The 24,015-nt window shown below is 70.3% G+C and carries 23 protein-coding genes; 1 reads left to right on the top strand and 22 read right to left on the bottom strand.

All coding sequences use genetic code 11. The features are described 5' to 3' along the window. The 17 genes from BFN33_RS25200 to BFN33_RS25125 form a co-directional block, all read right to left on the bottom strand. On the bottom strand, positions 1-399 hold the full coding sequence (locus tag BFN33_RS25200) for a hydrogenase maturation nickel metallochaperone HypA (protein WP_069762427.1): 399 nt from the start codon (positions 397-399) through the stop codon (positions 1-3). A gap of 142 nt (positions 400-541) precedes the next feature. Next, entirely contained in the window at positions 542-646 is a 105-nt protein-coding gene (locus BFN33_RS55585) for a hypothetical protein (protein WP_370743317.1), read from the bottom strand. Continuing rightward, the gene (locus tag BFN33_RS25195; RefSeq protein WP_069762426.1) at positions 643-1,203 is read right to left on the bottom strand and encodes a hydrogenase maturation protease; all 561 of its coding nucleotides are present in this window, start codon (positions 1,201-1,203) and stop codon (positions 643-645) included. The genes BFN33_RS55585 and BFN33_RS25195 overlap by 4 nt, the downstream gene beginning before the upstream one ends. After that, positions 1,200-2,630, bottom strand: coding sequence for a hypothetical protein (locus tag BFN33_RS25190; RefSeq protein ID WP_069762425.1), 1,431 nt, complete (start codon positions 2,628-2,630; stop codon positions 1,200-1,202). Before BFN33_RS25190 ends, BFN33_RS25195 begins: the two co-directional genes overlap by 4 nt. Continuing rightward, entirely contained in the window at positions 2,627-3,310 is a 684-nt protein-coding gene (locus tag BFN33_RS25185) for a DUF6084 family protein (RefSeq protein ID WP_069762424.1), read from the bottom strand. Before BFN33_RS25185 ends, BFN33_RS25190 begins: the two co-directional genes overlap by 4 nt. Next, entirely contained in the window at positions 3,307-3,948 is a 642-nt protein-coding gene (locus BFN33_RS25180) for a DUF5947 family protein (protein ID WP_069762423.1), read from the bottom strand. The genes BFN33_RS25185 and BFN33_RS25180 overlap by 4 nt, the downstream gene beginning before the upstream one ends. Continuing rightward, a complete protein-coding gene (locus tag BFN33_RS25175) occupies positions 3,945-4,463 on the bottom strand; it encodes a hypothetical protein (protein ID WP_069762422.1) in 519 nt (172 codons plus the stop codon). Before BFN33_RS25175 ends, BFN33_RS25180 begins: the two co-directional genes overlap by 4 nt. Then, the gene (locus tag BFN33_RS25170; protein ID WP_069762421.1) at positions 4,460-6,244 is read right to left on the bottom strand and encodes a nickel-dependent hydrogenase large subunit; all 1,785 of its coding nucleotides are present in this window, start codon (positions 6,242-6,244) and stop codon (positions 4,460-4,462) included. Before BFN33_RS25170 ends, BFN33_RS25175 begins: the two co-directional genes overlap by 4 nt. 86 nt (positions 6,245-6,330) lie before the next feature. Further along, positions 6,331-7,419 carry a hydrogenase expression protein HypE gene (locus BFN33_RS25165; RefSeq protein ID WP_069762420.1) on the bottom strand — a complete coding sequence of 363 codons (1,089 nt, stop codon included), beginning with the start codon at positions 7,417-7,419 and terminating at the stop codon, positions 6,331-6,333. 63 nt (positions 7,420-7,482) lie between these two features. After that, positions 7,483-9,258: an enoyl-CoA hydratase-related protein gene (locus tag BFN33_RS25160; RefSeq protein ID WP_069762419.1), complete on the bottom strand. Its 1,776-nt coding sequence runs from the start codon at positions 9,256-9,258 to the stop codon at positions 7,483-7,485. A 96-nt stretch (positions 9,259-9,354) separates the two neighbouring features. After that, positions 9,355-9,600 carry a hypothetical protein gene (locus tag BFN33_RS25155; RefSeq protein ID WP_059207539.1) on the bottom strand — a complete coding sequence of 82 codons (246 nt, stop codon included), beginning with the start codon at positions 9,598-9,600 and terminating at the stop codon, positions 9,355-9,357. Beyond that, positions 9,587-9,868, bottom strand: coding sequence for a DUF6400 family protein (locus BFN33_RS25150; protein ID WP_069762418.1), 282 nt, complete (start codon positions 9,866-9,868; stop codon positions 9,587-9,589). Before BFN33_RS25150 ends, BFN33_RS25155 begins: the two co-directional genes overlap by 14 nt. A gap of 477 nt (positions 9,869-10,345) precedes the next feature. Beyond that, positions 10,346-12,163 (bottom strand): glycoside hydrolase family 15 protein, encoded by a 1,818-nt coding sequence (locus BFN33_RS25145; protein ID WP_069762417.1) that lies wholly within the window; start codon positions 12,161-12,163, stop codon positions 10,346-10,348. A 25-nt stretch (positions 12,164-12,188) separates the two neighbouring features. Further along, positions 12,189-13,607, bottom strand: a complete 1,419-nt coding sequence (locus BFN33_RS25140) for a DUF2252 domain-containing protein (RefSeq protein WP_069762416.1) — start codon at positions 13,605-13,607, stop codon at positions 12,189-12,191. Next, entirely contained in the window at positions 13,604-15,190 is a 1,587-nt protein-coding gene (locus BFN33_RS25135; RefSeq protein ID WP_069762415.1) for a GMC oxidoreductase, read from the bottom strand. Before BFN33_RS25135 ends, BFN33_RS25140 begins: the two co-directional genes overlap by 4 nt. A 79-nt stretch (positions 15,191-15,269) precedes the next feature. Continuing rightward, positions 15,270-16,184: a YhjD/YihY/BrkB family envelope integrity protein gene (locus BFN33_RS25130; RefSeq protein WP_079141008.1), complete on the bottom strand. Its 915-nt coding sequence runs from the start codon at positions 16,182-16,184 to the stop codon at positions 15,270-15,272. A gap of 159 nt (positions 16,185-16,343) precedes the next feature. Beyond that, a complete protein-coding gene (locus BFN33_RS25125; RefSeq protein ID WP_176742466.1) occupies positions 16,344-17,276 on the bottom strand; it encodes a cyclase family protein in 933 nt (310 codons plus the stop codon). A 130-nt stretch (positions 17,277-17,406) separates the two neighbouring features. Between BFN33_RS25125 and BFN33_RS25120 the strand changes: the two genes are divergently transcribed. Beyond that, positions 17,407-18,369 (top strand): DUF389 domain-containing protein, encoded by a 963-nt coding sequence (locus BFN33_RS25120; protein ID WP_069762414.1) that lies wholly within the window; start codon positions 17,407-17,409, stop codon positions 18,367-18,369. Between the two features lie 46 nt (positions 18,370-18,415). On the opposite strand, the gene BFN33_RS25115 is transcribed toward BFN33_RS25120, so the two are convergent. The 5 genes from BFN33_RS25115 to BFN33_RS25095 form a co-directional block, all read right to left on the bottom strand. Continuing rightward, positions 18,416-18,958: a gluconokinase gene (locus BFN33_RS25115; RefSeq protein WP_069762413.1), complete on the bottom strand. Its 543-nt coding sequence runs from the start codon at positions 18,956-18,958 to the stop codon at positions 18,416-18,418. A 20-nt stretch (positions 18,959-18,978) separates the two neighbouring features. Then, positions 18,979-19,398 (bottom strand): hypothetical protein, encoded by a 420-nt coding sequence (locus BFN33_RS25110; RefSeq protein WP_069762412.1) that lies wholly within the window; start codon positions 19,396-19,398, stop codon positions 18,979-18,981. A 225-nt stretch (positions 19,399-19,623) separates the two neighbouring features. Then, positions 19,624-21,396 carry a sodium:proton antiporter gene (locus tag BFN33_RS25105; protein WP_069762411.1) on the bottom strand — a complete coding sequence of 591 codons (1,773 nt, stop codon included), beginning with the start codon at positions 21,394-21,396 and terminating at the stop codon, positions 19,624-19,626. A 63-nt stretch (positions 21,397-21,459) separates the two neighbouring features. After that, positions 21,460-22,500: a cytochrome d ubiquinol oxidase subunit II gene (locus tag BFN33_RS25100; protein ID WP_069762410.1), complete on the bottom strand. Its 1,041-nt coding sequence runs from the start codon at positions 22,498-22,500 to the stop codon at positions 21,460-21,462. Further along, complete coding sequence (locus BFN33_RS25095) at positions 22,500-23,984, bottom strand: cytochrome ubiquinol oxidase subunit I (protein ID WP_069762409.1); 1,485 nt, start codon at positions 23,982-23,984, stop codon at positions 22,500-22,502. Before BFN33_RS25095 ends, BFN33_RS25100 begins: the two co-directional genes overlap by 1 nt. Positions 23,985-24,015 lie beyond the last annotated feature (31 nt).

The raw sequence follows: 24,015 nt of genomic DNA, 5'->3' as shown, positions 1-24,015 counted from the left end.
TCAGCGCTCCTCGGAGATCGGTTCGCGGGTGGGCGTGTGCGCGGGGCCGCTGTCCTCCCAGTGCACGTCGAGGATCTGCAGTTCCCGGCCCGCGAGCAGGTCGGTCCGCGTACCGCCGCACGCGGGGCAGGTCAGCCGGGGCGGCATGCCGACGGCCCATTCGTGTGCGCAGGGGGTGCAGCGGGCCCGCCCCGGCACCGCTTCTGTGATCAGTTCGGCGCCTTCCAGCAGGGTTCCGGCGCAGGCCAGTTCGAAGGAGAAGGCGAGCGCGTCGGGTACGACGCCGGCCAGTGCGCCCACCTGGAGCCGTACCGATCGCACCGCCGTGACGTCCTGGGCGCGTGTGGCGGCCTCTTGCACCTGGTCGACGACGGCCAGCGCGATGGACATCTCGTGCATGGGTCTCCGTCCTTCCGCAGCCTGCCTCCCGCCGGGCTTCATTAGAGGCGGGCGCCCCCGGTCGCACGGCCCGGCACGCCGTCACCGGCCGGCAGATACACCGTTCGACGCAACCTCACGGCGTACCGGTGGCTCCCACGTTTCACATGCGTCGGATCCGCAGGTAGCGCCTCAGGTCGGGAAGCACCTCGGCGACGACGGCGACCATGGCGGCGAGGGCCGCTCCGCCGATGACGATCTTCTTCATCCGGTCTCTCCTCTTGTCGGAGCCCCAGCGGTTGAGGCCTGCGCCACGGACGGCTCGCCGTCCCGCAGCAGCTTTTCGATCAGCCGGACGGCCTTCGGTACGGCGTCGGACACCGGCGGACTGAGACCGATGCCCTCGTCCACCGAGGTCGGTTCGCATCCCACGACCAGGACGCGGCGTGGTGGCTCGCTGCCGGTCCCGGCGCACAGGGTGCCCAGCAATGCCAGGACGGTGTCGGGGGTCATCCGGTGGCCGTCCAGCGCGGGGACGGCGGGTGAAGGGCTCGCTCCGCCGACGTCGTGCTCGATCACGTACAGCGTGCCGGGTGCTTCGCCGCGTGCCGTGGCGTCCACGAGGACGAGGGTGTCGTAGCCGTCCAGCAGCTGATAGGCGAGGTGCACCCCGCGCACTCCGATGTCCACGACCTCGATGTGTCCGGGCAGGTCACGCTTGGCGAGCCGGCGTGCGGTCTCCACCCCGAAGCCGTCGTCGCCGAGGAAGACGTTGCCGATGCCCGCCACGAGAGTCCTCGGACCCGGCGGTGGGAGAAGGGTCATACGTCGTCCTCCAGCGGTGTGACCTCGTCGGGCTGGAAGTACAGGAACCGTCCCTGCTCGCGGCGGACGTCGGCGCCGGGGTCGCCCTCCACGGTGACCGCCAGGTGCACCCCGCCGTCCACGTCGTGCAGCACCGCCTCGACCGTCGCGGTGCGGCCCCGCAGGAAGATGTCCTGCGCGTCGGTGCGCCGCAGGCCCGGGTGCAGTTCGACGCGGCTGCCCTGGCCCACCGACCGGCCGTCCACGACCACCCGGTCCCGCGCCGGGTCGAAGCCCTCCTCGCTCGCGGGGTCCCACCAGGGGGTGTCCGGCCGCATCACCCCGTGTTCGTCGGGGAAGCCGCCGTCCGGGGCGGCCGGGCCGGGACCGGTCACCTCGCGCAGGCTGCGCACCGCCCCGTGCAGACGCTCCAGAACCTCGGGCGGCATCGAGTCCGCCAGGTCGATCACGGCGGCCGCCCGCTCGTCCGTACCCCGGGCCTCGCGTTTCTCCTCGTCGGTGAGGGCCGCGGTGCGCAGCGCGAGGATCTCGTCGATCTCGGTGGCGTCGTAGAGCGCGCCGGGACTCTCCGGCGCGATGGCCGGGTGGTCCTGAAGGATGATCGGCGAGGACAGCACGAGGTCGGCGCGGCCGGGTTCGCCGGCGAGTACGGGCCAGGTGTGCAGGTTGCGGCAGGCGGCGACCGCGCCCTTCGCCCACTCGGGGGGATCGGTCATCGACAGGAACGATCCAGCGCTGAGGGCCATGAGGAGGTGGGTGGCCACCAGGGAGCGCGGCAGGGCCGCCTCCCGGTCCGCGCCGTGGCCCTCGGGCGGAGTCCAGTCGCTGGTGTTCTCGACGACGGCGGTCAGCCGCACGGTCCGGTAGGGACCGTCGAGTTCGCGGGCGGAGAGCCGTACCGCCCCGCTGATCTCCTCGCAGCGCCGGACCAGTCGGCCGACGGCACGGCCGTCCTCGTCCACGACCGGCTCGGTGTCCTCGCGGGCGGGGAGCCGGAAGGGATGTGTGACGCCGTCGCCGAGGAGCTCGTCCACCGAGGCGACCACCTCGACGCGCTCCTCGCCTCCCTCGTCCCAGGGCATCAACACCCGGTCTTCGAGGCGGAGTTCGGGCACCGTGTCGAAGCCGCCGTCCGGACGGGCCCGCTGCACCGTGCGCCTTCGGGCGTGCAGGAAGCGCACCTCGACCGAGAGGGTCGCCCCCGCCTTCGGTTCCATCAGGCATTCGGTGTGCTGGAAGTCGTGCTCCTCGCACTCGGCGCCCCAGCCGGGCGGCACGAGCACACCGAACTGCCAGCGCAGCCGGTTCTTGGCCGCCGAGGCGCGGTACGGGTAGAGCACATAGCCCTCGAAGAGGACGGCGTCGGCCACCTGCCGGGCGAGAGCGAAGCGCTCCTCGGTCTCGGGGGCGAACGCGGTCACGGTCACGGATCGGTCCTTCCGGTGGTGGCGGTGAGGGCGCGCAGCGGGTCGTGCGCGGGTGGGTCGGCACCGTCCAGCAGGGCCGCGAGGGTCGCCTCCCAGGAGGGCAGGGCGTGCCGGGAGCGGTAGGCGAGGAGGGCGTCCATGGTGTCGCGGGGCAGCCGGATCCAGCCGCAGCCGGGGAAGTGCTGCTCGACCATCTCCCGCCAGGCGGTGACGGGCATCCGGAAGGCCGCCTCGCGGTCCCACGGGACGGGCTCCACCTGGAAGCCGCCGGTTCCGGTGAACGCCGTACCGGAGAAGAGCATCAGCAGGGGCACCTCGCCGTCGGTGAGGGCGGTGAGGTAGCGGGTGGCGGCGATCTCCATGTCGTAGGTGCAGGGCACGACGAGGTCGGTCTCGATCTCTCCGGTGAAGCTCGGGACCATGACCGCGACCTGGGCGAACTGCACCGGCTGGAGCGTGCTGCCCCAGCGTGAGCGCTCGCCGAAGAGATCCGCGAGGCCGTCGGCCTCGGCGGGTGCATAACCGCGGCGGGCGGGTTCGATGCGGATCTGGCAGCGCAACGCGAGGGCGTGCACGCGTGCGTTGTCGGCGGCGGTGACGCGGAGCCGGAAGACGAGGGTCGGTCCGGCGGCGTACCGGTCGGCGCGGACGCCGGTGCAGGCGAAGGAGAACTCGGTCACGGCTGACCCACCTCGCTTAGGGGCCGGACGCGTCGCGCGACGTCCGCGAAGAACGCGTCCAGCGCGGCGCGGGCCTCGGCCCCACCGTCGAAGCCCTGCCACAACAGGCGCATACGGCCGACGAGTTCGTAGCAGATGTCGATCGGTACGAGGTGGCACTCGAAGCGGCCGTCGGTGCGGCGCAACAGCAGCGCCTCCACGTCGGGTTCGAGCAGTCCGGCGAGGCGGCTGCCACCGAGGACGTCCGTCCACGTGGCCGGTTCGAGTTCGCTCTCGGTGGCTCCGGCCGGGCTCGGGTAGAGGGCGACCAGCCGGTCGAGCGCCGCGTTGCGGAAGAGGAAGGCGACGCCGACCGGGATCTGCAGCGCCTCCCACGCGCTTTCGTCGAGGCGGTGTCCGGGGTCGGTGAGGTAGCGGGCCGGGACCGTACGGAAGCGGCCCGCGGCGGCGCCCGGCTGCTCCATCAGCAGCGCGCAAGGGGCACAGGCGCAGACGAGGGCGCGTTTCTCGGTGTCGACGAGATGACGGTGGCCCGCCTCCACCGCTACGGCGCACAGCTCACATCGTTCGGGCTGCGGAAGCCTCTCGGTGAGGAACCGCCGCAGGCCGGGCGTGCGTGTCGCCGGGGACGCCGTCATCGGGCCCCCGTCGGTGCCGTGCCGATCTGGAGGAGCGTCGGCCCCGCCGGGGCGGTCTGTACGTCGACCGCCCTGACCTCCGGTGCGAAGCAGGCGAGCGCTGCCTCCGCGGCCTCCCGGGCACCTGTGCCGGAGCCGCAACCGCAGCCGTCGGCCTCCCGGGCCCGCAGCCGCAGGGTGCCGCTCTCGTCGTCGAAGCCCACCACCTCCAGGCCGTGTTCCCGGACCCCGTCGAGGGCGCGGGCGATGCGGGTGTCGCGGTCCTCGGGGTGTAGGTCGTGCAGGACGAGCAGGCTCGCGACCAGGTCGTCGCCCAGGAGGCGGGCCGCTGCTTCGCCGGGAGCGCCGGACAGCAGGTGGAGGATGCGGGCGAGGCCGGCACCGTAGAAGTCCATGAGGGAGCGGACGAGTTCCTCCGCCGCCGCGGCGGCGGCCGGGTCGCCGCTCTCGGCCAGCCTGTCGAGGATTTCCTCGACCCGGCGCCCGGTCTGCTCCGTGGAGCCGACCGCGCTCATCCGCCCAGTCCGCTCAGGCCGGTGGGCACGTGCATGGACTTCACCGTCTTGCCGCCCCCGACGTACATGTGGACGCCGCACGGCAGACAGGGGTCGAAGCTGCGGACGGCGCGCATGATGTCGATGCCCTTGAAGTTCTCCGGGGTGTTCTCCTCGAAGATGGGCGTGTTCTGCACGGCGTCCTCGTACGGGCCGGGCGTGCCGTAGGTGTCCCGGACGCTGGCGTTCCAGGGGGTCGGCGGGTACGGGTGGTAGTTGGCGATCTTGCCGTCCCGGATCACCATGTGGTGCGAGAGGACACCGCGGACCGCCTCGGTGAAGCCGACGCCGATGCTCTCGTCCGGAACCTCGAACTTCTCCCAGGTCTGGGTGCGTCCGGCGCGGACCTCCGCCAGTCCCTTTTCCGCGCAGTGCAGGGCGACGGCGGCGGCGTACGCCTGGAAGTACGTGCGGGCGCGGTTGCGCTCCAGCGCGTTGGACCACTTCGGGATCTTCCACTCGAAGGTGGTCTCCGGCTTGGTCATGGTGCGGGGCAGGTTGATGACCACGCTCTGGCCGGTGGCCTTGACGTACCCGATGTCGACGAGACCGGACAGGGCGGTCGACCACAGGCGGGCGATGGGGCCGCCGCCGGTGTCCAGGGCGAGGTGGTCCTTGCCGTCGAACCAGCGTGGGGACATGACCCAGCTGTACTTGTCGTCGAAGTTCCGCTTCTGCGGGGTGGGGATGGTGTGCTGGTTCCACGGGTGGCGGGGGTCCACCGGGTTGCCGAGCGGGTCATGGGTGACGAACTGCTCCTGGCCCTGCCAGTCCTCGTAGTAGGAGCTGCCCAGCAGGATGCGGATGCCGAGGTTGATCTCGGTGAGGTCGTTGGTGACGAGCTTGCCGTCCACGATGATGCCGGGCGTGACGAACATGCGCCGACCCCAGTCGGTCATGTTGGCGTAGGTGAAGTCGCAGTACTCGGGGTCGTTGAGCGCGCCCCAGCAGCCGAGCAGGACACGTCGGCGGCCCACTTCCTCGTACCCGGGCAGCGCCTCGTAGAAGAAGTCGAACAGGTCGTCGTGCAGGGGCACGACGCGCTTCATGAACTCCACGTAGCGCATCAGCCGGCTGAGGTAGTCCGTGAAGAGCTGCACGGAGGCGATGGTTCCGACGCCGCCCGGGTAGAGCGTGGAGGGGTGCACATGGCGGCCCTCCATCAGGCAGAACATCTCGCGCGTGTAGCGGCTGACCTGGAGGGCCTCGCGGTAGAAGTCGCCCTCGAGGGGGTTGAGCGAGCGCATGATGTCGGCGATCGTGCGGTAGCCGTGCTCCGCGGCGTGCGGCGCCTCGGTGCGCTCGGCGAGTTCGAGGACGCCGGGGTTGGTCTCCTTGACCATCTTCTCGCAGTAGTCGACCCCGACCAGGTTCTCCTGGAAGATGTTGTGGTCGAACATGTACTCTGCGGACTCACCGAGGTTGATGATCCACTCGCCGAGGTGCGGGGGCTTCACGCCGTACGCCATGTTCTGCGTGTACACCGAGCAGGTGGCGTGGTTGTCGCCGCAGATGCCGCAGATGCGGCTCGTGATGAAGTGCGCGTCGCGGGGGTCCTTGCCGCGCATGAAGACGCTGTAGCCGCGGAAGACCGACGAGGTGCTGTAGCACTCGGCGACTCGCTTCTGCTTGAAGTCGATCTTCGTGTGGATGCCCAGGCTGCCCACGATCCGGGTGATCGGGTCCCAGGCCATCTCCACCAGGCCGCTGCCGTCGCCGGCCGCCTTCGTCGTCGGTGCCATCTGTGTGCCGTGCCCTTCGTTGCGCGGGAGGTTCGTGTGGGGGGTGCATGCACGAGAACGTGGAGCGGATCAGCTGCGGCGAACGCTCACCACGGGGGTCGGTATCCGGTGGTGATCCTGTCCCCGGTACGGCGCCACTTGGGCTCCTTGTCCACCGTCTTCGCGGTGATGGACCGCAGCCTGCGGACGACGGCGCCGTACGCTCCGCTGGCATTGCTCGACACCTTGGCGCCGGGGGGTTCGTCCATGAACGGCATGAACTTGTCGGGGAAGCCGGGCATGGTGCAGGCGATGCAGATGCCGCCGACGTTGGGGCAGCCGCCGATCCCGTTCATCCAGCCCCGCTTGGGCACGTTGCACTTGACGACCGGGCCCCAGCAGCCGAGCTTGACCAGGCACGTCGGCGAGTCGTACGACAGGGCGAACTGGCCCTGCTCGTAGTAGCCCGCACGGTCGCAACCCTCGTGGACGGTGGCCCCGAACAGCCAGGTCGGGCGCAGCTTGTCGTCCAGCGGGATCATCGGGGCGGCGCCGGCCGCCTGGTAGAGCAGGTAGGTGAGCGTCTCGGAGAAGTTGTCGGGCTGGATGGGACAGCCGGGGACGCACACGATGGGGATGCCCGCGTGGGACTTCCAGTCCCAGCCGAGGTAGTCCGGAACGCCCATCGCGCCGGTCGGGTTGCCGGCCATGGCGTGGATGCCGCCGTAGGTGGCGCAGGTGCCGATGGCCACGACCGCCAGGGCCTTCGGGGCGAGCCGGTCGATCCACTCGCTGGTGGTGATCGGCTGGCCCGTCTCCGGGTTGTCGCCGAAGCCGCACCAGTAGCCCTCTGGCTTGATCGCCTCGTTGGGGATGGAGCCCTCGACGACCAGGACGAACGGGTCGATCTCGCCCCGCTCCCCCTTGAAGAACCACTCGATGAACGTGTCCGAGCCGCCGACCGGACCGCACTCGAAGTCGATGAGCGGCCAGTGGACGGCGATCTTCGGAAGGCCCGGCAGCACACCGAGCACGATCTCCTCGATGCTGGGCTGCATGGCCGCCGTCAGTGCGACCGAGTCACCGTCGCAGCTCAGGCCCGCGTTGATCCAGAGAATGTGGATCGTGGGTGTCTCGTCGGCGGACGCGCCGCTCGCGTCCGCAGCGTCGACCGTGTCCGGCGTCGCCTCAGTCATGGGACCGCCTCCTGGGGAGGTTAGGGATGAAAGCCCAGATTTCGACCATCGCTTTTCTTCGTATCAGCCGTTCGACCGTGATGAGACGCCGGAGAGGGCCATTCCGGTGACATCCGCGGTGGAGGGGGTCGGACCGGTTTGCGCGACCCGGGCGGGATCGAGGTGCGGCGGGGTGCACGCCGGCCGCTCCTTGTGGACGAAGGAACGACGCAGCGAGTGGTAAGGGGCGTCCGGGTCGTCGAAGGTCCGGCGCATCCGGGCCAGCTCCTGCTCACGGAAGCCGGCCAGCGGGGTCACGCTCTCCAGCCGGTCCAGCTCCGTCTTCTTCGCGGTGATCCGTGCCGCCGTCGCCGGCAGTGACGCCAGTCGCGCAGCCAGGCCGCCGACCTCCCGCGCGAACTCGTCGGGACCACGGTCGACCACCCGGTCGACGAGCCCGAGGCGCAGGGCGCTCGCCGAACTCACCGGCAGCGCCTCACGCATGAGCCGTTCGGCCGTCGCGGGACCCACCCTGCGGGGCAGGGTGTGCGTCCAGTACTCCGAGCCGTACAGGCCCATCAGCCGGTAGTGAGGGTTCAGCACGGCGCCCGAGCGGCACCACACCTCGTCGGCCGCCAGGGCGAGCATCACCCCGCCCGCCGCGGCGTTGCCCGCGACCGCCGCGACCACCAGCCGGTCCGACGTGGTCAGGACCGCCTCGACCAGATCATCGATGGCGTTGATGTTCGCCCAGGACTCGGCAGCGGGGTCGTCCGCGGCCTCGATGACGCCCAGGTGGATCCCGTTGGAGAAGAAGTCCCGTTCGCCGCCCAGTACCAGGACGGACGTGGGCCGCTCGCACGCTTTCCGGTAGGCGTCGAGCAGGCGTCGGCACTGCTCCGTGCTCATGGCGCCGCCGGGGAAGGAGAACGAGAGGAACCCGACGTTCCCGTCCTCCCGGTAGCGGATGTCCGTCCAGGTGTCGTGCCGCACCTCGGGCAGCGGGGGCAGGGCGTGATCGGGCAGGGGCGGCAGCGTGTCGCCCAGTGCCCGTACGGCAGGCAGTTTGTACGTGGGCGGTTGCCCGGGCACGCGCCGGGGCCGCAGCTCGGGGATCCACACGGCGCCGTCCTTGGTGGCCCGGCACACCGCTCCGGCCCTGGTGGCCAGCAGCTCGCCGGGGCGGCCGCGCAACTCGCTCTCGGGATGACCGCCGTGCAGGTACCACTCACGGCCGAGCAGGACGTCCAGCACACCGGGCTGCGAGTCCGCCGCTCTCAGCTTGCGCAGGACGTCCTGCGTGGAGTCCTCGGCCCAGTCGATCCGCCGGACACTCTGGTCGAGGTAGGGGCGCGGGCGCGCCTCCGCCGTGCCTGCCGCGTCCTGCTCGCGCGGTACGTAGATGCCGCCGGCGAAGCGTTCCACCGCCAGCAGGACTGCCTCGAGCGCGGCGTCGGCGATCTCGCCCCGGTACAGCTCGCTCTTGGGAACCGGAGGGACCCGGCAGGGCACGGAGGCCCACACGTCACCTGCGTCCATCTCCCCGTCGGCCTGCAGGACGGTGACGCCCCACTGGTCGACGCCCTCGTGAATCGCCCAGTCCAGGGAGGAGGGTCCGCGGTCACCCACCGGTCCCGGATGGACGACGAGGCAGGTGTGCGCTGTCCATACCTCTTCGGGAATCGCCGTCTTCAGCATCGGCGCCACGACGAGCTGAGGTGCGTGCCGCCGCACGGTCTCGGGCAGGTCGCCGCCGGGCAGGGCGAGTTCCACCGCCACGGTGTGGCCACGGTCGCGCAGCTCGGCGTGGACACGCTGGGTGAGGCTGTTGAACGCGCTGGCTAGGAGCAGGATGTGCACGGCTGCCTCCGGGACGGACGAACGGCAGGCAGGGATGGCCGCCGGACGCGATCCTGAGGCAAGGCGACCTGCCGTCCCGGACGACAGGCGGTGGGATCATCCGAAAGCGGGCGCCGATCCGCCGTCCGGCCTCACACCGAAGTGGGTCTCGTGTGCCCAGATGTGGGTGCACGACCGGCACTGCAGGTGGAGCAGGCTGCCGACGTGGGACAGCAGGTAGCGCCAGTGCTCGGAACAGGTGCGCCCCTGCTCGCAGGTCGCGCACCCGCGGCGGTCGTCGCAGTTCGGGCAGGCCACCCAGGCGCGGCGCCCGATGTCCGCCTGCGGGTCAAGCGGCAGCATCGCCGCCGCCTCTCCGCGGCAGTACACCGGCCGCGACCAGCTCGTCGTACATGCGCTGCTGCTCCGCGTCGAGGCCGGAATACAGCAGGTCGTACGCCGCTTCCTCGCCGCGCAGCGCGGCGACGGGGTCCCAGTCGGGGCCGAGAGCGTCCAGGACATGAGCGCGCCGGAGCAGTTCATGTGAGCTCAGGTCGAGGTCCAGGTCGACCGTCGGGAGCGGGTCGGGTCGGTCCGGTTCGCCTGAGGGGGCGCGGCCATGGGAGGACATGGGACCGAACGTAGGCAAGCGCCTCTCACCCCGGCAAGAGCAGGTGGGACAAGTCACAGCAGGTCGGCCCGTGAGTCCACACGGAGGGGTTCCGTTCGATGCCGCGTGGCTCGGAGTGGTGCTGTGGGGGTGATCGCTGCTGTTGGCGCTCGCCGTCGGTGCTCTGCGCACTCGGTGCGGCCGTCTGTGCGGTGCTCTACGCCGGCATCACCGGCCGTTCGCCGTCCGAGGTGTCCCTGTCCGGCCAGGCCACCCTGGCGCAACTCGCCGCCGATCCCCACGCGCGGTCCGTCGGCGGGCGTCGCGTACACGATCTGCCTGGGCAGCCTGCGCGGCGGTCCGGCCATTCCCGCACTGCTCTCGCCTCCGCCGGGCTCGGCGTCGTACCGGGCATGGCGGCCGCGTCGGCCGCCACGCTCCGACTGGTCGTGCTCGTCGTCGGCAACTCGGAGACCGTCCCGGTGGAGATCCCGGCGTTCAGCGCGGGGCCCGGTCGAGCGCCTCGTCCAGCGTCGTCGCGGCCATGATGAGGGAGAGGTGGGTGAAGGCCTGGGGGAAGTTGCCGAGTTGCTCGCCGCTCGGGCCGATCTCCTCGGCGAACAGGCCGACGTGGTTCGCGTACGTCTGCATCTTCTCGAAGGTGTAGCGGGCCTGCGGGAGCCGGCCCGCGCGGGCCAGGGCGTCGACGTACAGGAACGTGCACAGGCTGAAGGTGCCTTCGGAGCCGCGCAGTCCGTCGGGTGAGGCCTGGGGGTCGTAGCGGTAGACGAGGCTGTCGGAGACGAGGACCCGCTCCATGGCGTCGAGGGTGTTGAGCCAGCCGGGGCTGCGGGGGGACACGAAGCCCACCCGGGGGGCCAGCAGCAGGGAGGCGTCCAGGACGTCGCCGCCGTAGTGCTGGATCATGGCCTGCTCTTTCTCGTTCCAGCCGCGTTCCATGACCTGTTCGAGGATCTCGTCGCGGGCCCGTGTCCAGCGGACGGTGTCGGCCGGCCTGCTGAACTCCGCTGCCATCTTCAGGCCGCGGTCGAAGGCCGCCCAGCACATCACCCGGCTGTAGGTGAAGTCCTTGCGCCCGCCCCGGGTCTCCCAGATGCCCTCGTCGGGGCGGTCCCAGGAGTCGGCGAGCCAGTCGAGGGTGCGGGTCAGGCCCTTCCACCCGTGGTAGCCCGCCTGTTCGCCGATCTCGCGGCCCTCGGCCAGGGCGTAGAGGGCCTCGCCGTAGATGTCGAGCTGGAGTTGGTCGGAGGCGGCGTTGCCCGCCCGGACCGGGTAGGAGCCGCGGTAGCCCTCGAAGTGGTCCAGGATCTCCTCGGTCAGATGCGGGTCGCCGTCGACCCGGTACATGATCTGGAGGGGCTCGTCGTCCGGTCCTTCGGCTGCCCGCAGACGGTCGCCGAGCCAGTGGGTGAAGCGGGTCGCCTCCTCCACGAAGCCGAGGTCGAGCAGCGCCCGCACCGAAAGGGAGCCGTCCCGCACCCAGGTGTAGCGGTAGTCCCAGTTGCGCTCGCCGCCGACCTGCTCGGGCAGTCCCATGGTGGCGGCGGCGACCGGGGCGCCGCTGGGGGCGTAGGTGAGGAGCTTGAGGGTGATCGCCGAGCGGTGCACCATCTCCATCCAGCGGCCGTGGTAGCTCGAGGTGCGCACCCACTGCTGCCAGAATTCGACGTTCTTCCAGAGCCCTTCGGTGATCTGTTCGGTGGTGGGGGGCGGTGGCGCCTCCCTGTCCTGCGCGCACACCGTGAACACCACGGCTGCCGAGTCTCCGTCGCTGAGGGTGATGCCGCCCCTCACGTCCTGGCCGTCCCGTTCGAGCGGGATGCTGCCCTGGAGGTAGGCGGTCGTGCCCGGGGCCCGGAACGTGGCCGTGCCGTCCGTCAGGTCGAGTTCGTGGGTGGCCCGCGCGTAGTCGAACCGCGGCCTGCATTCGAGAGCGAAGCGTACGGTGCCGCGCACCGCGCGGACGACGCGCACCAGTTGGTGCTTGTCGGTCGCCGTCGGTCCCGGCAGGACGGGCATGTGGTCGACGATCTCGCCGACTCCGTCGGGTGACATGAACCGGGTCACCACGACGGCGCTGTCCGGGTAGTAGAGCTGTTTCCAGGTGCCCTCGGGATGATCGGGCGCGAGGCGGAAGTAGCCGCCACCGTCGTGGTGAAGCAGTGCGGCGAAGACACTCGGCGAGTCGAAGCGCGGTGCCGCGAACCAGTCGATCACGCCCTGGGACGAGACGAGGGCCGCGGTCTGCAGGTCCCCGACAAGTCCGTGATCGGCGATGGGCGGGTAGCGTTCCATGGTGTTCTCCCTGCTGATCGCCTCGTCAGGCCGCTTGAGCCGTTACCCGTCCGATACGGACGGCGTCGACGAGTGCCTGGTGGTCCTTCTCGTTCTGGTCGGCGTAACGCTCGGCGAAGGTCACGAGCGCCCGGTCGAAGGAGTCGCCCCCGCCCAGGTACGCGGCGATGGCGATACGGTCGCCCGACCGCGCGTGGGCGCGGGCCAGCGTGGCGCCGCACAGTTCGCCGAAGGTCCGCATGCCGGCCGGCACCATCGCCTCGGGTTCGGCGATCCCCTTCCAGTCGCGCAACTGCCGTACATAGAAGTCCCGTCGGCGACCGTCGATCCCCTCGACCCGCTCCCAGCCGAGGAAGATGTCACTGGTGGCCTGCATGAGCCGCTGGCCGGAGACGACGCGCTCGCCCTGCGTTCCGTAGGCGCTGGCGCCGGCGAAGGGCGCCAGCACCGACTGGTCGGCCTCCTTCGCCTGCATGAGCAGCGGATCCTGGTCGTCCCGGCCGAGCAGGAGCACGATCCAGCAGCGGGTGCCCACGCTGCCGACCCCGACCACCTTGCGGGCCATGTCGGCGACCCGGTACTGCTGCAGAAGGGATCGCCGGTCCGACTGCAGGGTGCGGCCGTACCGTTCGATCAACCGGTGGATCTCCTTCTCCAGCGCGTCGCGTTCGACGCCCTGAAGCAGGTCGTGGAGCGGGGTGATCAGCGGCGGAACCGCGGCGATGCGGACCTGCCCGTCGACGATGTGGGTGAGCTTGCCGAAGGCCTGGAGACTGTCCCGGCTGCGTGCCTTGGTCACCGCCTGGGACCAGCGGTCGCGGGCCCGTGCGCTCAGTTCCGCGCCGAAGTGGTCCCGTACCCACGCCTCGTCGAACTGGGCGTACCACACGGCGAGGTTGCCCATCTTGGCGAAGCGTCGCATCCACTCCCGGTAGGAGCGCACCGTCGCCCGGACGATGCCGGCCCGCTCCTTGTCGCTGAAGTCGTTCGCCCGCCCCGCGATGACGAAGCTCGCGGACAGGCGTTTGACGTCCCACTCCCATGGGCCGGGCAGTGTCTCGTCGAAGTCGTTGATGTCGAACATCATGCGGCGCTCGGGTGAGGCCAGCAGCCGGAAGTTCAGCAGGTGCGCGTCCCCGCACAACTGCGCTCTGATCCCGGACACGGGGGTGTCGGCGAGGTCTCCGGCCATGATGGCCGCGGCACCGCGGTAGAAGCGGAACGGCGACTCGGTCATCCGCCCGTAGCGGATCGGTACGAGTTCGGGAACCCGCGTCGCCGACTGCGCGTCGATGATGTCCACCGGGTCGGGCCGTTTCACCGTGGGCGAGAACTCTGCGTGACTGGAGCGGGGTACGGACGACCGGGCGGCCTTGCCGCGTTCGGCTCGTTCCTGAGGTGTGCGGTGCCGGATGTCGCTGATGTCCGGGTGGTTCGACGTCATTGAAGTCGCTCCGCGATGTGGTCGCCGACGCGCAGGGCGTTGGCGATGGCGGTCAACGACGGGTTGACCGCTCCGATGCTCGGGAAGAAGCTCGTGTCGACGACGTAGAGGTTGTCGAGGTCGTGGGCCTTGCAGTTGACGTCGAGCGCGGAGCTTTCGGGGTCGCGGCCGAAGCGGACGGTGCCCGCCTGATGCGCGGTGGCGCCGATCGGCATGCCCTTGTGCAGGTAGATGCTGTGTGACAGCAGATGGTGTTCGTGCATGCCCAAGTGACTGAGCATGCCTTGCAGTTTGTGCCGCAGGCGCTTCAGTCCGGCGATGTTGTTCGTCTCGTCCAGGGCCAGGTGGATGTCGCCGTCCCGGTCCAGGGTGACGCGGTTCTCGGGGAGGGGCAGATCCTCTCCGCACAGCCAGAAGTCGACCGCGTGGTGGGCGAGCACCTCGAAGGGCATGTCGGGGGCGGCGGCCCCGGCCCAGCGGGGCGCTTCTCCGTGGATCTGCTCGGAGTCGGACTTGCCCAGCATCTGGATGCCGCCGAGGGGGTAGTCCCAGTCGTCGGATCCCAAGTACCAGTCGTGCAGCGCAAGGGTCTTCTGGAACTTGGTGTCGTTGGGTTCCTTGGACACGGCCATCAGCGCGAGGTTGTTGTGCCGCATGTAGTGCCGGCCCACCACGTCCGAGCTGTTGCCCAGGCCCCGCGGATGCCGGTCATCGGCCGAACGCAGCAGCAGGGCGGCCGAGTTGACCGCACCACAGGCGACGACCACGATGTCGGCACTGAACTCCACGGTGGTGGCGTCCCCGTCCCCCACGGTCGCGACGACCGAGGTGACGCTGCGACCGGTCCCGTCCGTGTCGAGGCGCCGCACGTCCGCATGAGTGATCATCTCGACGTTGGCGTGTTCGAGGGCGGGATCGACGCAGATGACCTGTGCGTCGGACTTGGCGCCGACCAGACACGGGAAGCCGTCGACCCGGTCGCAGCGGATGCAGGCGCTGGTGTGGGTGGCCCGGCCCCGGTCGTCCTGGGTGAGGTTCACCCCGATCGGGAGGTGGAAGGGGTGCAGCCCCTGCTTCTCCAGATCATGGCTGAGCTGCTGGATGCGCGGCTCGTGCTGGACCGGCGGGTAGGCGTACTGGGCGCTGGTGGGGCCCTCGGACGGGTCCTCGCCGTGCCGGCCGTGGACGAGGTAGAGGTGCTCGGCCTGCGTGTAGTACGGCTCGAGCTCCTCGTAGCTCAGTGGCCAGGCCGGGGAGATGCCGTCGTGGTGCCGGAGTTCGCCGAAGTCCTCGGGGCGCATACGGAAAAGTGCGGCGCCGTAGAACTTGGTGTTGCCGCCCACGTAGTAATTGACCTCGGGCGGGAACTGGTTTCCGTTCTTGTCGTACCAGAACTCCGGAGCGCGGTATTTGCCTTTGACGAAGACCGCGGTGGATTCCCAGTTGTCGCGTTCTCGGGGCAGATAGTCGCCGCGTTCGAGGAGGAGGATCCGTTTTCCGGTGGGGGCCAGGCGGTGGGCGATGGTGCCGCCGCCCGCACCGGTTCCGATGATGATGACGTCGTAGTGCAGTTCGTCGGTCATGCCGGCCACCGTTCTCGGAGCGTGCTCCGGTCCCGCCGGGTCAAGGGGGCTTCTGATCCACCACCAACGTATCCCTGGGTCACTTTTCCGGCGAGTTGGGCCAAGCGGGTGATCCAAGACGTCGGGCCACGGCGGGTTCCCGGGCGAAGACCGCACCAACGGTGATGCACAGGGCCACCACGACGCAGAGTCCGATCAGCCATGACAGCACGGTGAAGACCGCGCCGAGCGACCCGTACCGGTCCAGGCTGCGGTTGAGCGCGGCCGGCACGTAGAACTTCGCGATCACCGACAGCACGGTCATGGCGACCCCGGTGAGGAGCGCCCCGGGCAGCAGAGGCATCCAGGGAAGGCGCCCGGCCAGCAGCAGGTGCTGGGTCCACCACCACACGGCCACCTCCACGGTCAGTAGGAGCGGCACGCCCAGCCACAGTCCGGCGCCGAATCCCTCCCGCAACGGCCCCTGAAGAACGACGACGACAAGCCAGACCGCGAGCCACACAGGCCATCTCCAGGCGGCGACCCGGGCGCCCGCACTCGGCATGTGCCAGGCCCGTTGGCACAACCGCTGCATCGCGCGGCTGCAGGCGGTCGCGGAGAGCAGCACCATCAAGGCGCTGACCACTCCGGTGCTCTGCTGCAGATTGGCGGGGTTGGCCTGGTAGACCTTCTTCAGCTCGTGGTCGGCGGCGCCATGGATGCCGAAGAGGTCGTGCACAGAGGTGATGATCTGGTTGCGCACGCCCTGCGGGGCGATGGAGGCGACCAGGAAGAGCAGGGGTACGGCGGTCAGGAAGGCCTGGGCGGCCAGCCTCGTCGCGGAGTCCAGCAGGTTCACCGCGATCAGGTGGGCGGTGAGGCGGGTGATCACCGGGAACCGCTCCTCGGCGGTGCTGCGCAGCCTCAGCAGCCGGGCCTTGCGATCCGCCGCCCGTTCGCGCCAACGGCTCCCCCCGCCGCCTGCGGACGAGCCGGATTCTCTGTCTGCGCGCATGCTGCTCCCGCTGTCCGGTCCGGGCGTCACGCCCGGGGTGTGACCGCCTCACCAGAGTGCCGCTCCGGGCAGCCGACGACGCCCGCGGCGCGTGCACGACTGTGCCGTACGGGTGAGGGCATCGGGGAGGGTCTGCCCTCTGCCCTCTGCCCTCTGCCCTCACAGGATCGCGAGTGGGTTGACCGGGGAGCCGGTGGCCGCCGGCAGGCGGAGGGGGGCGATCACACAGAGGAACGTCCAGCGGCCCTCCCGTGCGCAGATCGGCGCGAGGTCCTCGAACCGCAGGTAGTCGAGCAGATGCAGTCCCATCGCGTGGACGGCGAGCACATGCACCGGGAACGCGACCCCCTCCACCGGGCTGGGGGCCGTGTCGCTGTTGCCGTCACTGCCGAGTACGGCCGCCTCTCGTTCGGCCAGGAACTCCATGGCGGTCGGGTGGAGTCCGGCACGGGCGCCGGTCACGTCCCAGGGGCCGAGTTCCTCTCGGCGTCGGCGGTGTCCGACCCGTACGAGGACGATGTCGCCGCGGCCGACCCGAACCTCCTGCCCCGCCTCGGTCGCGACGAGGTCCTCGGCCGTCACGCTCGTTCCGGGTTCGAGCCAGGGGACCCCGTGCAGCCGGGGCAAGTCGAGCAGGACGCCGCGTCCGACGATGCCGTCGCGGACCAGGTCGACGGAGAGCGCGCTCGCTCCGGCCGGGGACAGGGCGCCGGCCGCCGGCGCACCGCCGTGCAGGGTGCCGTCGTAGATGACGTGGCACAGCGCATCCAGGTGGCTGTCCACGTCACCGTGGATGTTCATGGCGAAGCGGTCCCGCGCGAACTCCAGTCCCCTGCCCGCCGGTTCGGCGTCGGCCGGAGCCGTGAGCCGGTGCTCGGCAGGGTCGGCGTCGTCAGGTCCGGGTCGGGTGTTCACCGGGGCCGCGAGCGACACCGTATGTCCCGACCGCACCTCGCGGACGGCCGCCAGCACCTGTTCGCCGGTGATCGTGTCAAGGGCACCCCTGGGAGTGCCACCGCCGGGTGCCGTGGCGCGCAGGCGGCGATACAGGGACCGGAAATCGGCCTCGCTCAGTTCGTCGGGCGTTCGCATACCCCCACCCTCCGACAGGCGCCGGACACCGGCACGCCGAGTTGCCGGGACCGAGGGCCGCCGCGTTAATGGATGGGCGCCCCGTCCGGGGCCGTAGACCGCCGCACCGAACCGATCCGCGGAGGTCCGGATGGACATGATCCATGTCCGAGCGGTGTGTCCGCCGGACCTCACGGAACGCACCATGGCCCTGCTGAGCGCCGAGACGTGCGTGCTGAACCTGCAACTGCAGCCGGGCCGGGTACGCAACCCCGACGGCGACGCCATCGAGTGCGACGTGCTGACCGGCGCCGCGAACGAGGTGCTGCGCGGCCTGCGGGACCTCGGGCTGGAACACCGTGGCACTCTCGTCCTCGATCCGGTGGACACGGTGTTCTCGGACCTCGCGGCCAGGACAGGCGCCGAGGAACTCGGGGCCCGGTTGCGTGCGCCGGTGTGGGAGCAGGTGGAGGCCCGGATCCGGGCCGAGGGCAGATACCCCCCGAGCTTCTACCTGTTCCTGGTCATCGCCGGGCTCATCGGTGCGGTGGGCATCATCACCAACTCCCAGATCCTCATCGTCGCGGCCATGGTGGTCGGACCCGAGTACGGGGCCATCACCAGCATCGCGCTCGGCATCGACCACCGCGCCCGACCGCGCATCGAGCAGGGCCTGATGGCGCTGCTCGTGGGCTTCCTGCTGGCCATCGCCGCGACCTTCCTCTTCGCCCTGCTGGTCCGGGGTTTCGGACTGCAGCCGAGGGCCTTCGAGCTGGGACTCAGGCCCGTCTCGAGTCTGATCGACACCCCCAACTTCTTCTCCGCCGCGGTGGCGGTGCTGGCCGGGATCGTCGGCATCGTCTCCCTGGCCGAGGCCCGCACGAGCGCGCTGCTCGGTGTCTTCATCTCGGTGACCACGATTCCGGCGGCGGCGGACATCGGCGTCTCGTCGGCGTTCGCCAGCTGGGACGAGGCCCGGGGCTCGCTGCTGCAGCTGCTGCTCAACATCGTCGTACTGATCGTGGTCGGGACCGGCACCCTCAAGTGTCAGCGGGCGATCTGGCGCCGGGTGAGCGCACGGCAACGCGAGCGGGCGGTCAGGCCGACGGCGTAGGAGTGGCGCTCGCGTCGCCACGCGAGTTCGCCGGTATGCGACGCCGTCAGCTGCCTGCGCGCCCGTCCCCGCGTGTGACAGCGGCCCGCACCCGCCTGAGAAGTGCCGGTAGATCGGTGGTGGCGTCCAGGGTCAGGCCCGGCTCGTCCGGTTGCAGCGGCTCCAAGGTCGCGAACTGCGACTCGACCAGCACGGCGGGCATGAAGTGACCGGTGCGCCGCGACACCCTGTCCCATGCGGTGGCCCGGTCCAGGGCGAGATACAGACACCACAGCCCGGCGCCGGCGCCCGACCGGAGTTCGTCACGGTAGGCGCGCTTGAGGGCCGAACAGGCGATGACCAGCCCCTCGTCGGCCTCGGCGGACTGACGAATGCGCTCGGCGAGGGCCCGCAACCAGGGCTCGCGGTCGGCGTCGTCCAAGGGATGGCCGGCGCGCATCTTCGCGATGTTCGCCGCCGGGTGGAAGTCGTCGCCCTCGAGAAACGGCACTCCGAGCTGCTCTGCGACCGCCTTGCCGACGGTGGTCTTACCGGAACCCGAGACGCCCAGGACCACCACGATCGGCGGCCCGTAGGCGCTGACACTCACGGCTGTCGTAATTCACCGTCCTATCCGGTGCGGGCCTCCCGGCTCCTTCCGACACACAGCGCCCAGATGACGAAGGCGTCCACGGCGATCAGCACGACGGCCCAGACGGGGTAGTACGGCAGCCACATGAAGTTGGCGATCATCGACAGGCCCGCGAGCGCGATGCCGACCACACGCGCCCAGACCGCTCCACCGAAGAGGGCGATGCCGGCGACCAGGACGAGGACGCCGAGGGCGAGGTGGATCCAGCCCCAACTCGTCAGAGAGAAGTTGTAGGTGTAGTTCCGAGTGGTGACGAAGACGTCGTCCTCGGCGATGGCGGCGATGCCCTCGAATATCGCCATCGCTCCGCCGAAGATCATCATGACCCCGGCGAAAGCGGTCCAACCGGACGCCCACACTCCCCCGGTTCGGCGTTGGTGCATTCCCGCTGTAGTCATTTCCTGGATCCTCCAGCGTAGGCCTCGCCACTGACCTGCAGCCGATCGGTGGCTCGTATTTCAGCTTGCCACGAGAATCACAGACCGGCAGAACGTGAGTGGGTGCATGCGGTGTTCCGGAATAGAAGAGACCGGCGCGCCGAGAATTGTTTATTCGGCGGCTTACTTTCGCTCACCGGGTAGGGAATGACGGGGTTCGGGCAGCCGACGGCCGTTTCCCTACCCTCACGGGCTCTCGTCCACCCGTCCGCCCGGAGTCAGCAGGACGACCGTGTCCCCTGGCCGGGGCAGCGGCGTGCTGCCCGCCGTGACCGGATCGAGGCGGCCGTCGCGCCGTACGAGGAACAGCGGATCGCTCCCCGGCCGCACGGCGTCGTCGGCGGGCTGCCCGAGCACGGCCGCCCCTTCCTCGTATCTGCGGGAGAAGGTCGGCCAGGTCAGATCCGGGCCGAACAGCACCTCGCCGCCGATGAACGGCGCCACCACGCCATGGCTGTCGGAAGGTGCGTTCAGGCGGTGGACCGTACCCTCCACGCTGCCTCGCAGCAGCACCGCCGCCAGGGCGTTGAAGTCGTCCTCGGCGGTGAGGAAGTACACCGCCGTGATGCCCTCCAGCTCGGCGGCCCCACCCGTGGCGGCACCCAGCAGCTCACCCGGCGCGAGTTCGATCCCCGCCCGACGGATACGGTCGCGTTGTTCCTCTTCCCCTGCCCACATCAGGACTTCCAGCCCCGCCGATTTCAGGGCCGCGCCCAGGTCGACCACCCAGGGGTCGCCGCCGACGAGCAAGGGCCGGGAACGGGACGGGCGCACGACGCCCAGACGCCGGGCGACGGGCGAGGCGGTCAGGCCGTAGAGCGTCACGGTCGCGACGATGACCACGAAGGTGGCCGGAAGGATCTTCGCCGCGCCGCCGATCCCCTTGGCGACCAGACCGGCCGAGAACGTCGAGGCCGTGGCGGCCGCGACGATGCCGCGCGGCGCCATCCAGCCGATGAAGCCCCGCTCGCCGCGCGTCAGGTCGGTGCCGAGGGTGGACACGACCGCGACCAGCGGTCTGACGACCAGCACCAGAAATGCGGCGAGCCCGAGCGCGGGCAGCCACACATGGCGCAGCGAGTGCGGGGTGACGGTGGCCGAGATGGAGATGAAGAGCAGGCCCAGGATCAGGCTGACCAGCGTCTCGAAGAACGGCCGGCGTGCGGGTGCGCCCATGCCGGGGAGGTTGGCGACGGCCAGGCCCATCACCACGGCGGCGATGAGTCCCGTGTCGTCCCGCAGCACATCGCACAGCGCCGCCACACCGATCACCGCGGCGAGCTGCGCCGTGGTGCCGAGGACCTCGCCGAGCCGCAGTACCCGGAACAACAGCCACAGCACGGTCGCCCCTACGGCCCCTCCGGCCGCCCCGATGCCCACGCTGGCCAGGAAGTGTGCCGTCCCGCTGCCGAAGTGGTGGCCCGAGCTCGCCACGACCGCGTGGAAGACCAGTGCTCCCAGGACGCCACCGACCGGGTCGATGAGGGAGCCCTCCCAGATCAGGATGTGCTGGAGACGGTCCTTCGGTCGCACGAAGCTGAGCAGCGGTCCCACGACCGTCGGCCCCGAGACCACGAGGATCGCGCCGATCATGACGGCCGCGCGTCGGGACATCCCCAGCAGCGGCGCGGCGAGGAGCGTGGCGAGCAGCCAGGTGATCAGGACACCGATCCAGATCAGCCGGACGACGACGCGGCGGGTGTGGCCCTTCAGCCTCGCCAGGTCCAGCCCGAGGCCCGCGTCGTAGAGGATCACGGCGACGGCGAGCGACACGAGCGGTGAGAACGCCGCCCCCAGCAGCTGCTCGGGATCGACGTCGTCGATCAACGCGCCCGCGGCGAAGCCGACCGGCAGCAGCAGAATGAGGGCCGGGATGCGCAGGCGGCCGGCCAGGACCTGCGATCCGACGGCCAGGACGAGGATCAGACCCATGCCGATGAGAACCTGGTCCGTCGTCACAAGTGGGCCTTTCGATGCGTGGTGGGACGCGTCGGTGCTCTTGTCAGCAACAGATTGAGGTCGCTACGGGTTGTCCCCAGCTGCTCTGACGGCCCCGGTGTCGCTGTCGGTGAGCTCCTCCAGTTCGCCCATCGTGTCGAGCCGGTAGAGCAGTACCAGCGCCGGACCGACCAGGACGATCGCGATGGCGGTGACGATCACCAGCCAACGCAGGGTGTGAGCGGCACCGGCCGCTTCGGCCACCGTCAGCGAGGTGGGCAGCGCGTAGGGCCGCTGCGCGCAGCCCCAGGCGCCGACGACCAGGGCGACACTCGCCACCGAGGTGTAGCGGGTCCAGCCGTGGGACCGGCGCAGCAGAAGCAGCACCGTCGCCAGTCCGCAGACCGCGGCCAGGATGATCAGCAGCAGGCCCAGTCCCCCGGTGAGGCCGTCCCAGACGTACCGGGCGTCGTCGTGGGTGACGGGCAGGGCGATCAGCGCGAGGACCACCACGGCGCCGAAGGCGATCAGCGCCCGTACGCGGAAGTAGTCGACGAGATCGTGCGCGCCGAACCGCAGGGCGTCGGAGCAGAGGAAGACCGCCCCCAGGAACGCGGTGGCCGCGATGGCCAGCAGACCCACGAGGACGGAGGTTCCATTGGCCCAGGCGTCCGCGGAGGCGGTCGTGCCGACCTTGACCCGGCCCGAGGCGATGCCGCCGAGCACCGCCCCCAGGAAGAACGGCGTCACCAGTGACGAGATGGCGAACATCGCCCCGTAGATCCGTCGTTGGGCCAGGCGCCGGGTCGGCTTGCGCAGGGCGAACCCGGCGCCGCGGAGCACCAGGCCAACGGCGGCGAGGGCGAGCGGCAGCCACAGAGCGGAGAACACGGCCTGGAACACCGTGGGGAAGCCGGTCCACATGATGACCAGGACGAAGATCAGCCAGACGTTGTTGGCCTCCCAGACCGGTGCCATGGCGTGGTCGATGAGCCAGCGGGGCCGCTTGCCGCGCTCCGCGCCGCCGGCCAGGAGGTCCCAGAAGCCCGCGCCGTAGTCGGTGCCTCCGGCGCAGGCGTAGGCGGCGATCGCAAGCACCAGGACCCAGGCGATGAACTCGGCCATTACGACGCACCGCCAGAGGTGTGGCCGGGCCCGCCGTCGGGCGCGGCGCCGGTGGCCGCGGGCTCGGGCTCGCTTCGGGGCCCGTACGGGGTGTCGGCCTCCGGGGGATGATCGGCGTGCGCGGCGGCCGAACCCTCGTCGGCGATGCGCCATCGGGTGCGCATCTTCAGGACGACCGTGAGGAACGCGCCGAACACCAGCAGGTACACGGCCATGACGATGCCGAGCATGGTCCAGATCCCCGAGGCGTGGGTGCTGGTCACCGCCTCCGAGACCCGCATGTGCTGGTAGACGATCCAGGGCTGACGGCCGACCTCCGTGGTGATCCACCCGCACTCCACGGTGACCAGGCAGGCGACGCCCGCGATCGCGGCGCAGCGGTAGAACCAGCGGCCACGGGGGTTGTCCCGGTGTCGCCACCAGGACCAGGCGTACCAGAGCGCGAGGAGGATGAGCAGGCTGCCGATGGTGACCATGATGTCGAAGGCCCAGTGGGCGATGGTGGCCTGGACGACGGTGGGACGGTCGGCGGCCGGCACCGATGTCAGACCCGTCACCTGTGTGCTGGGTTTGAAGCCGGCGAGGATCGAGTCCAGCTGGGGGATCTTGAGTCCCCCGGAGATCGTCCCGTCACTGTTCAGCCGTCCGAACATGTACTCGGGCACATGGGTGTCGGTCTTCCAGACGATCTCGGTGGCGGCGAACTTGACCGGCTGCTTGTGGAAGACGGAGCGGGCGGCGGAGTCGCCGAGCATGAACTGGACCGGCGTGAGGATCGCGGCCACCGTGAACGGCAGGGTGAATCCGAGCCGGTGGTACCGGTCTCGGCGCCCGCGCAGCCAGCCGACCGCGTACACGCCGGCGACCACGTAGGCGGCGGTCAGGAGCATCGCGACGACGAAGTGCCAGTACTCCGGGCCGAAGATCGGTGTGAAGATCGCCTGCCGCACGTCGACGTGGATCGGCTTGCCCTGGGAGTCGAGGCTGAAGCCCTGCGGGGTGTTCATCCACGAGTTGGCCGCGATGATGCCGAACGCCCCCATCAGGGCGGCCAGCGGCAGCGGTACGGCCAGCCAGAAGTGCGTCCAGGGTTTGAGCCGGCGCCAGCCGTAGAGGTAGATCGCGATGAGCACGGCCTCCAGGAAGAACGCCCATGCCTCGACGCCGAACCCGAGGCCGAAGACGTCGCCCCAGCGGCCCATCATGCCGGGCCACAGCAGGCCGAACTCGAAGGACAGCACCGTGCCGGTGATGATGCCGATGGCGAACTGGACGGCCATCACCGCGGACCAGCGCCGGGCGAGCAGGAGGGCGACGGGATCGTTGCGACGCAGCCCCCGGTGGTGCATCAGCAGGGTGATGAACGGCAGTGCCACACCGAACGGGACCAGCAGGATGTGTGAGGCCAGGGTGAAGGCCATCAGCTCACGAGCCGGCAGGAGTTGGTCCGGCGTGTTCGCGAGAAGGACCGCTGTGCTGAACATGTGCGCCTCGGAGGTCTGCCCCGGATGAGCG

The sequence above is a fragment of the Streptomyces sp. LUP47B genome, assembly GCF_001746295.1.
In the GTDB taxonomy this organism is placed as follows: Bacteria; Actinomycetota; Actinomycetes; order Streptomycetales; family Streptomycetaceae; genus Streptomyces.
This window is presented reverse-complemented; position numbering and strand designations above follow the sequence as displayed.

Coding starts and splice junctions, on each gene's coding strand:
- BFN33_RS25200 (WP_069762427.1), bottom strand. CDS start 399: ATGCACGAGATGTCCATCGCGCTGGCCGTCGTCGACCAGGTGCAAGAG.
- BFN33_RS55585 (WP_370743317.1), bottom strand. CDS start 646: ATGAAGAAGATCGTCATCGGCGGAGCGGCCCTCGCCGCCATGGTCGCC.
- BFN33_RS25195 (WP_069762426.1), bottom strand. CDS start 1,203: ATGACCCTTCTCCCACCGCCGGGTCCGAGGACTCTCGTGGCGGGCATC.
- BFN33_RS25180 (WP_069762423.1), bottom strand. CDS start 3,948: ATGACGGCGTCCCCGGCGACACGCACGCCCGGCCTGCGGCGGTTCCTC.
- BFN33_RS25175 (WP_069762422.1), bottom strand. CDS start 4,463: ATGAGCGCGGTCGGCTCCACGGAGCAGACCGGGCGCCGGGTCGAGGAA.
- BFN33_RS25170 (WP_069762421.1), bottom strand. CDS start 6,244: ATGGCACCGACGACGAAGGCGGCCGGCGACGGCAGCGGCCTGGTGGAG.
- BFN33_RS25165 (WP_069762420.1), bottom strand. CDS start 7,419: ATGACTGAGGCGACGCCGGACACGGTCGACGCTGCGGACGCGAGCGGC.
- BFN33_RS25155 (WP_059207539.1), bottom strand. CDS start 9,600: ATGCTGCCGCTTGACCCGCAGGCGGACATCGGGCGCCGCGCCTGGGTG.
- BFN33_RS25150 (WP_069762418.1), bottom strand. CDS start 9,868: ATGTCCTCCCATGGCCGCGCCCCCTCAGGCGAACCGGACCGACCCGAC.
- BFN33_RS25145 (WP_069762417.1), bottom strand. CDS start 12,163: ATGGAACGCTACCCGCCCATCGCCGATCACGGACTTGTCGGGGACCTG.
- BFN33_RS25140 (WP_069762416.1), bottom strand. CDS start 13,607: ATGACGTCGAACCACCCGGACATCAGCGACATCCGGCACCGCACACCT.
- BFN33_RS25135 (WP_069762415.1), bottom strand. CDS start 15,190: ATGACCGACGAACTGCACTACGACGTCATCATCATCGGAACCGGTGCG.
- BFN33_RS25130 (WP_079141008.1), bottom strand. CDS start 16,184: ATGCGCGCAGACAGAGAATCCGGCTCGTCCGCAGGCGGCGGGGGGAGC.
- BFN33_RS25125 (WP_176742466.1), bottom strand. CDS start 17,276: ATGCGAACGCCCGACGAACTGAGCGAGGCCGATTTCCGGTCCCTGTAT.
- BFN33_RS25120 (WP_069762414.1), top strand. CDS start 17,407: ATGGACATGATCCATGTCCGAGCGGTGTGTCCGCCGGACCTCACGGAA.
- BFN33_RS25110 (WP_069762412.1), bottom strand. CDS start 19,398: ATGACTACAGCGGGAATGCACCAACGCCGAACCGGGGGAGTGTGGGCG.
- BFN33_RS25100 (WP_069762410.1), bottom strand. CDS start 22,500: ATGGCCGAGTTCATCGCCTGGGTCCTGGTGCTTGCGATCGCCGCCTAC.
- BFN33_RS25095 (WP_069762409.1), bottom strand. CDS start 23,984: ATGTTCAGCACAGCGGTCCTTCTCGCGAACACGCCGGACCAACTCCTG.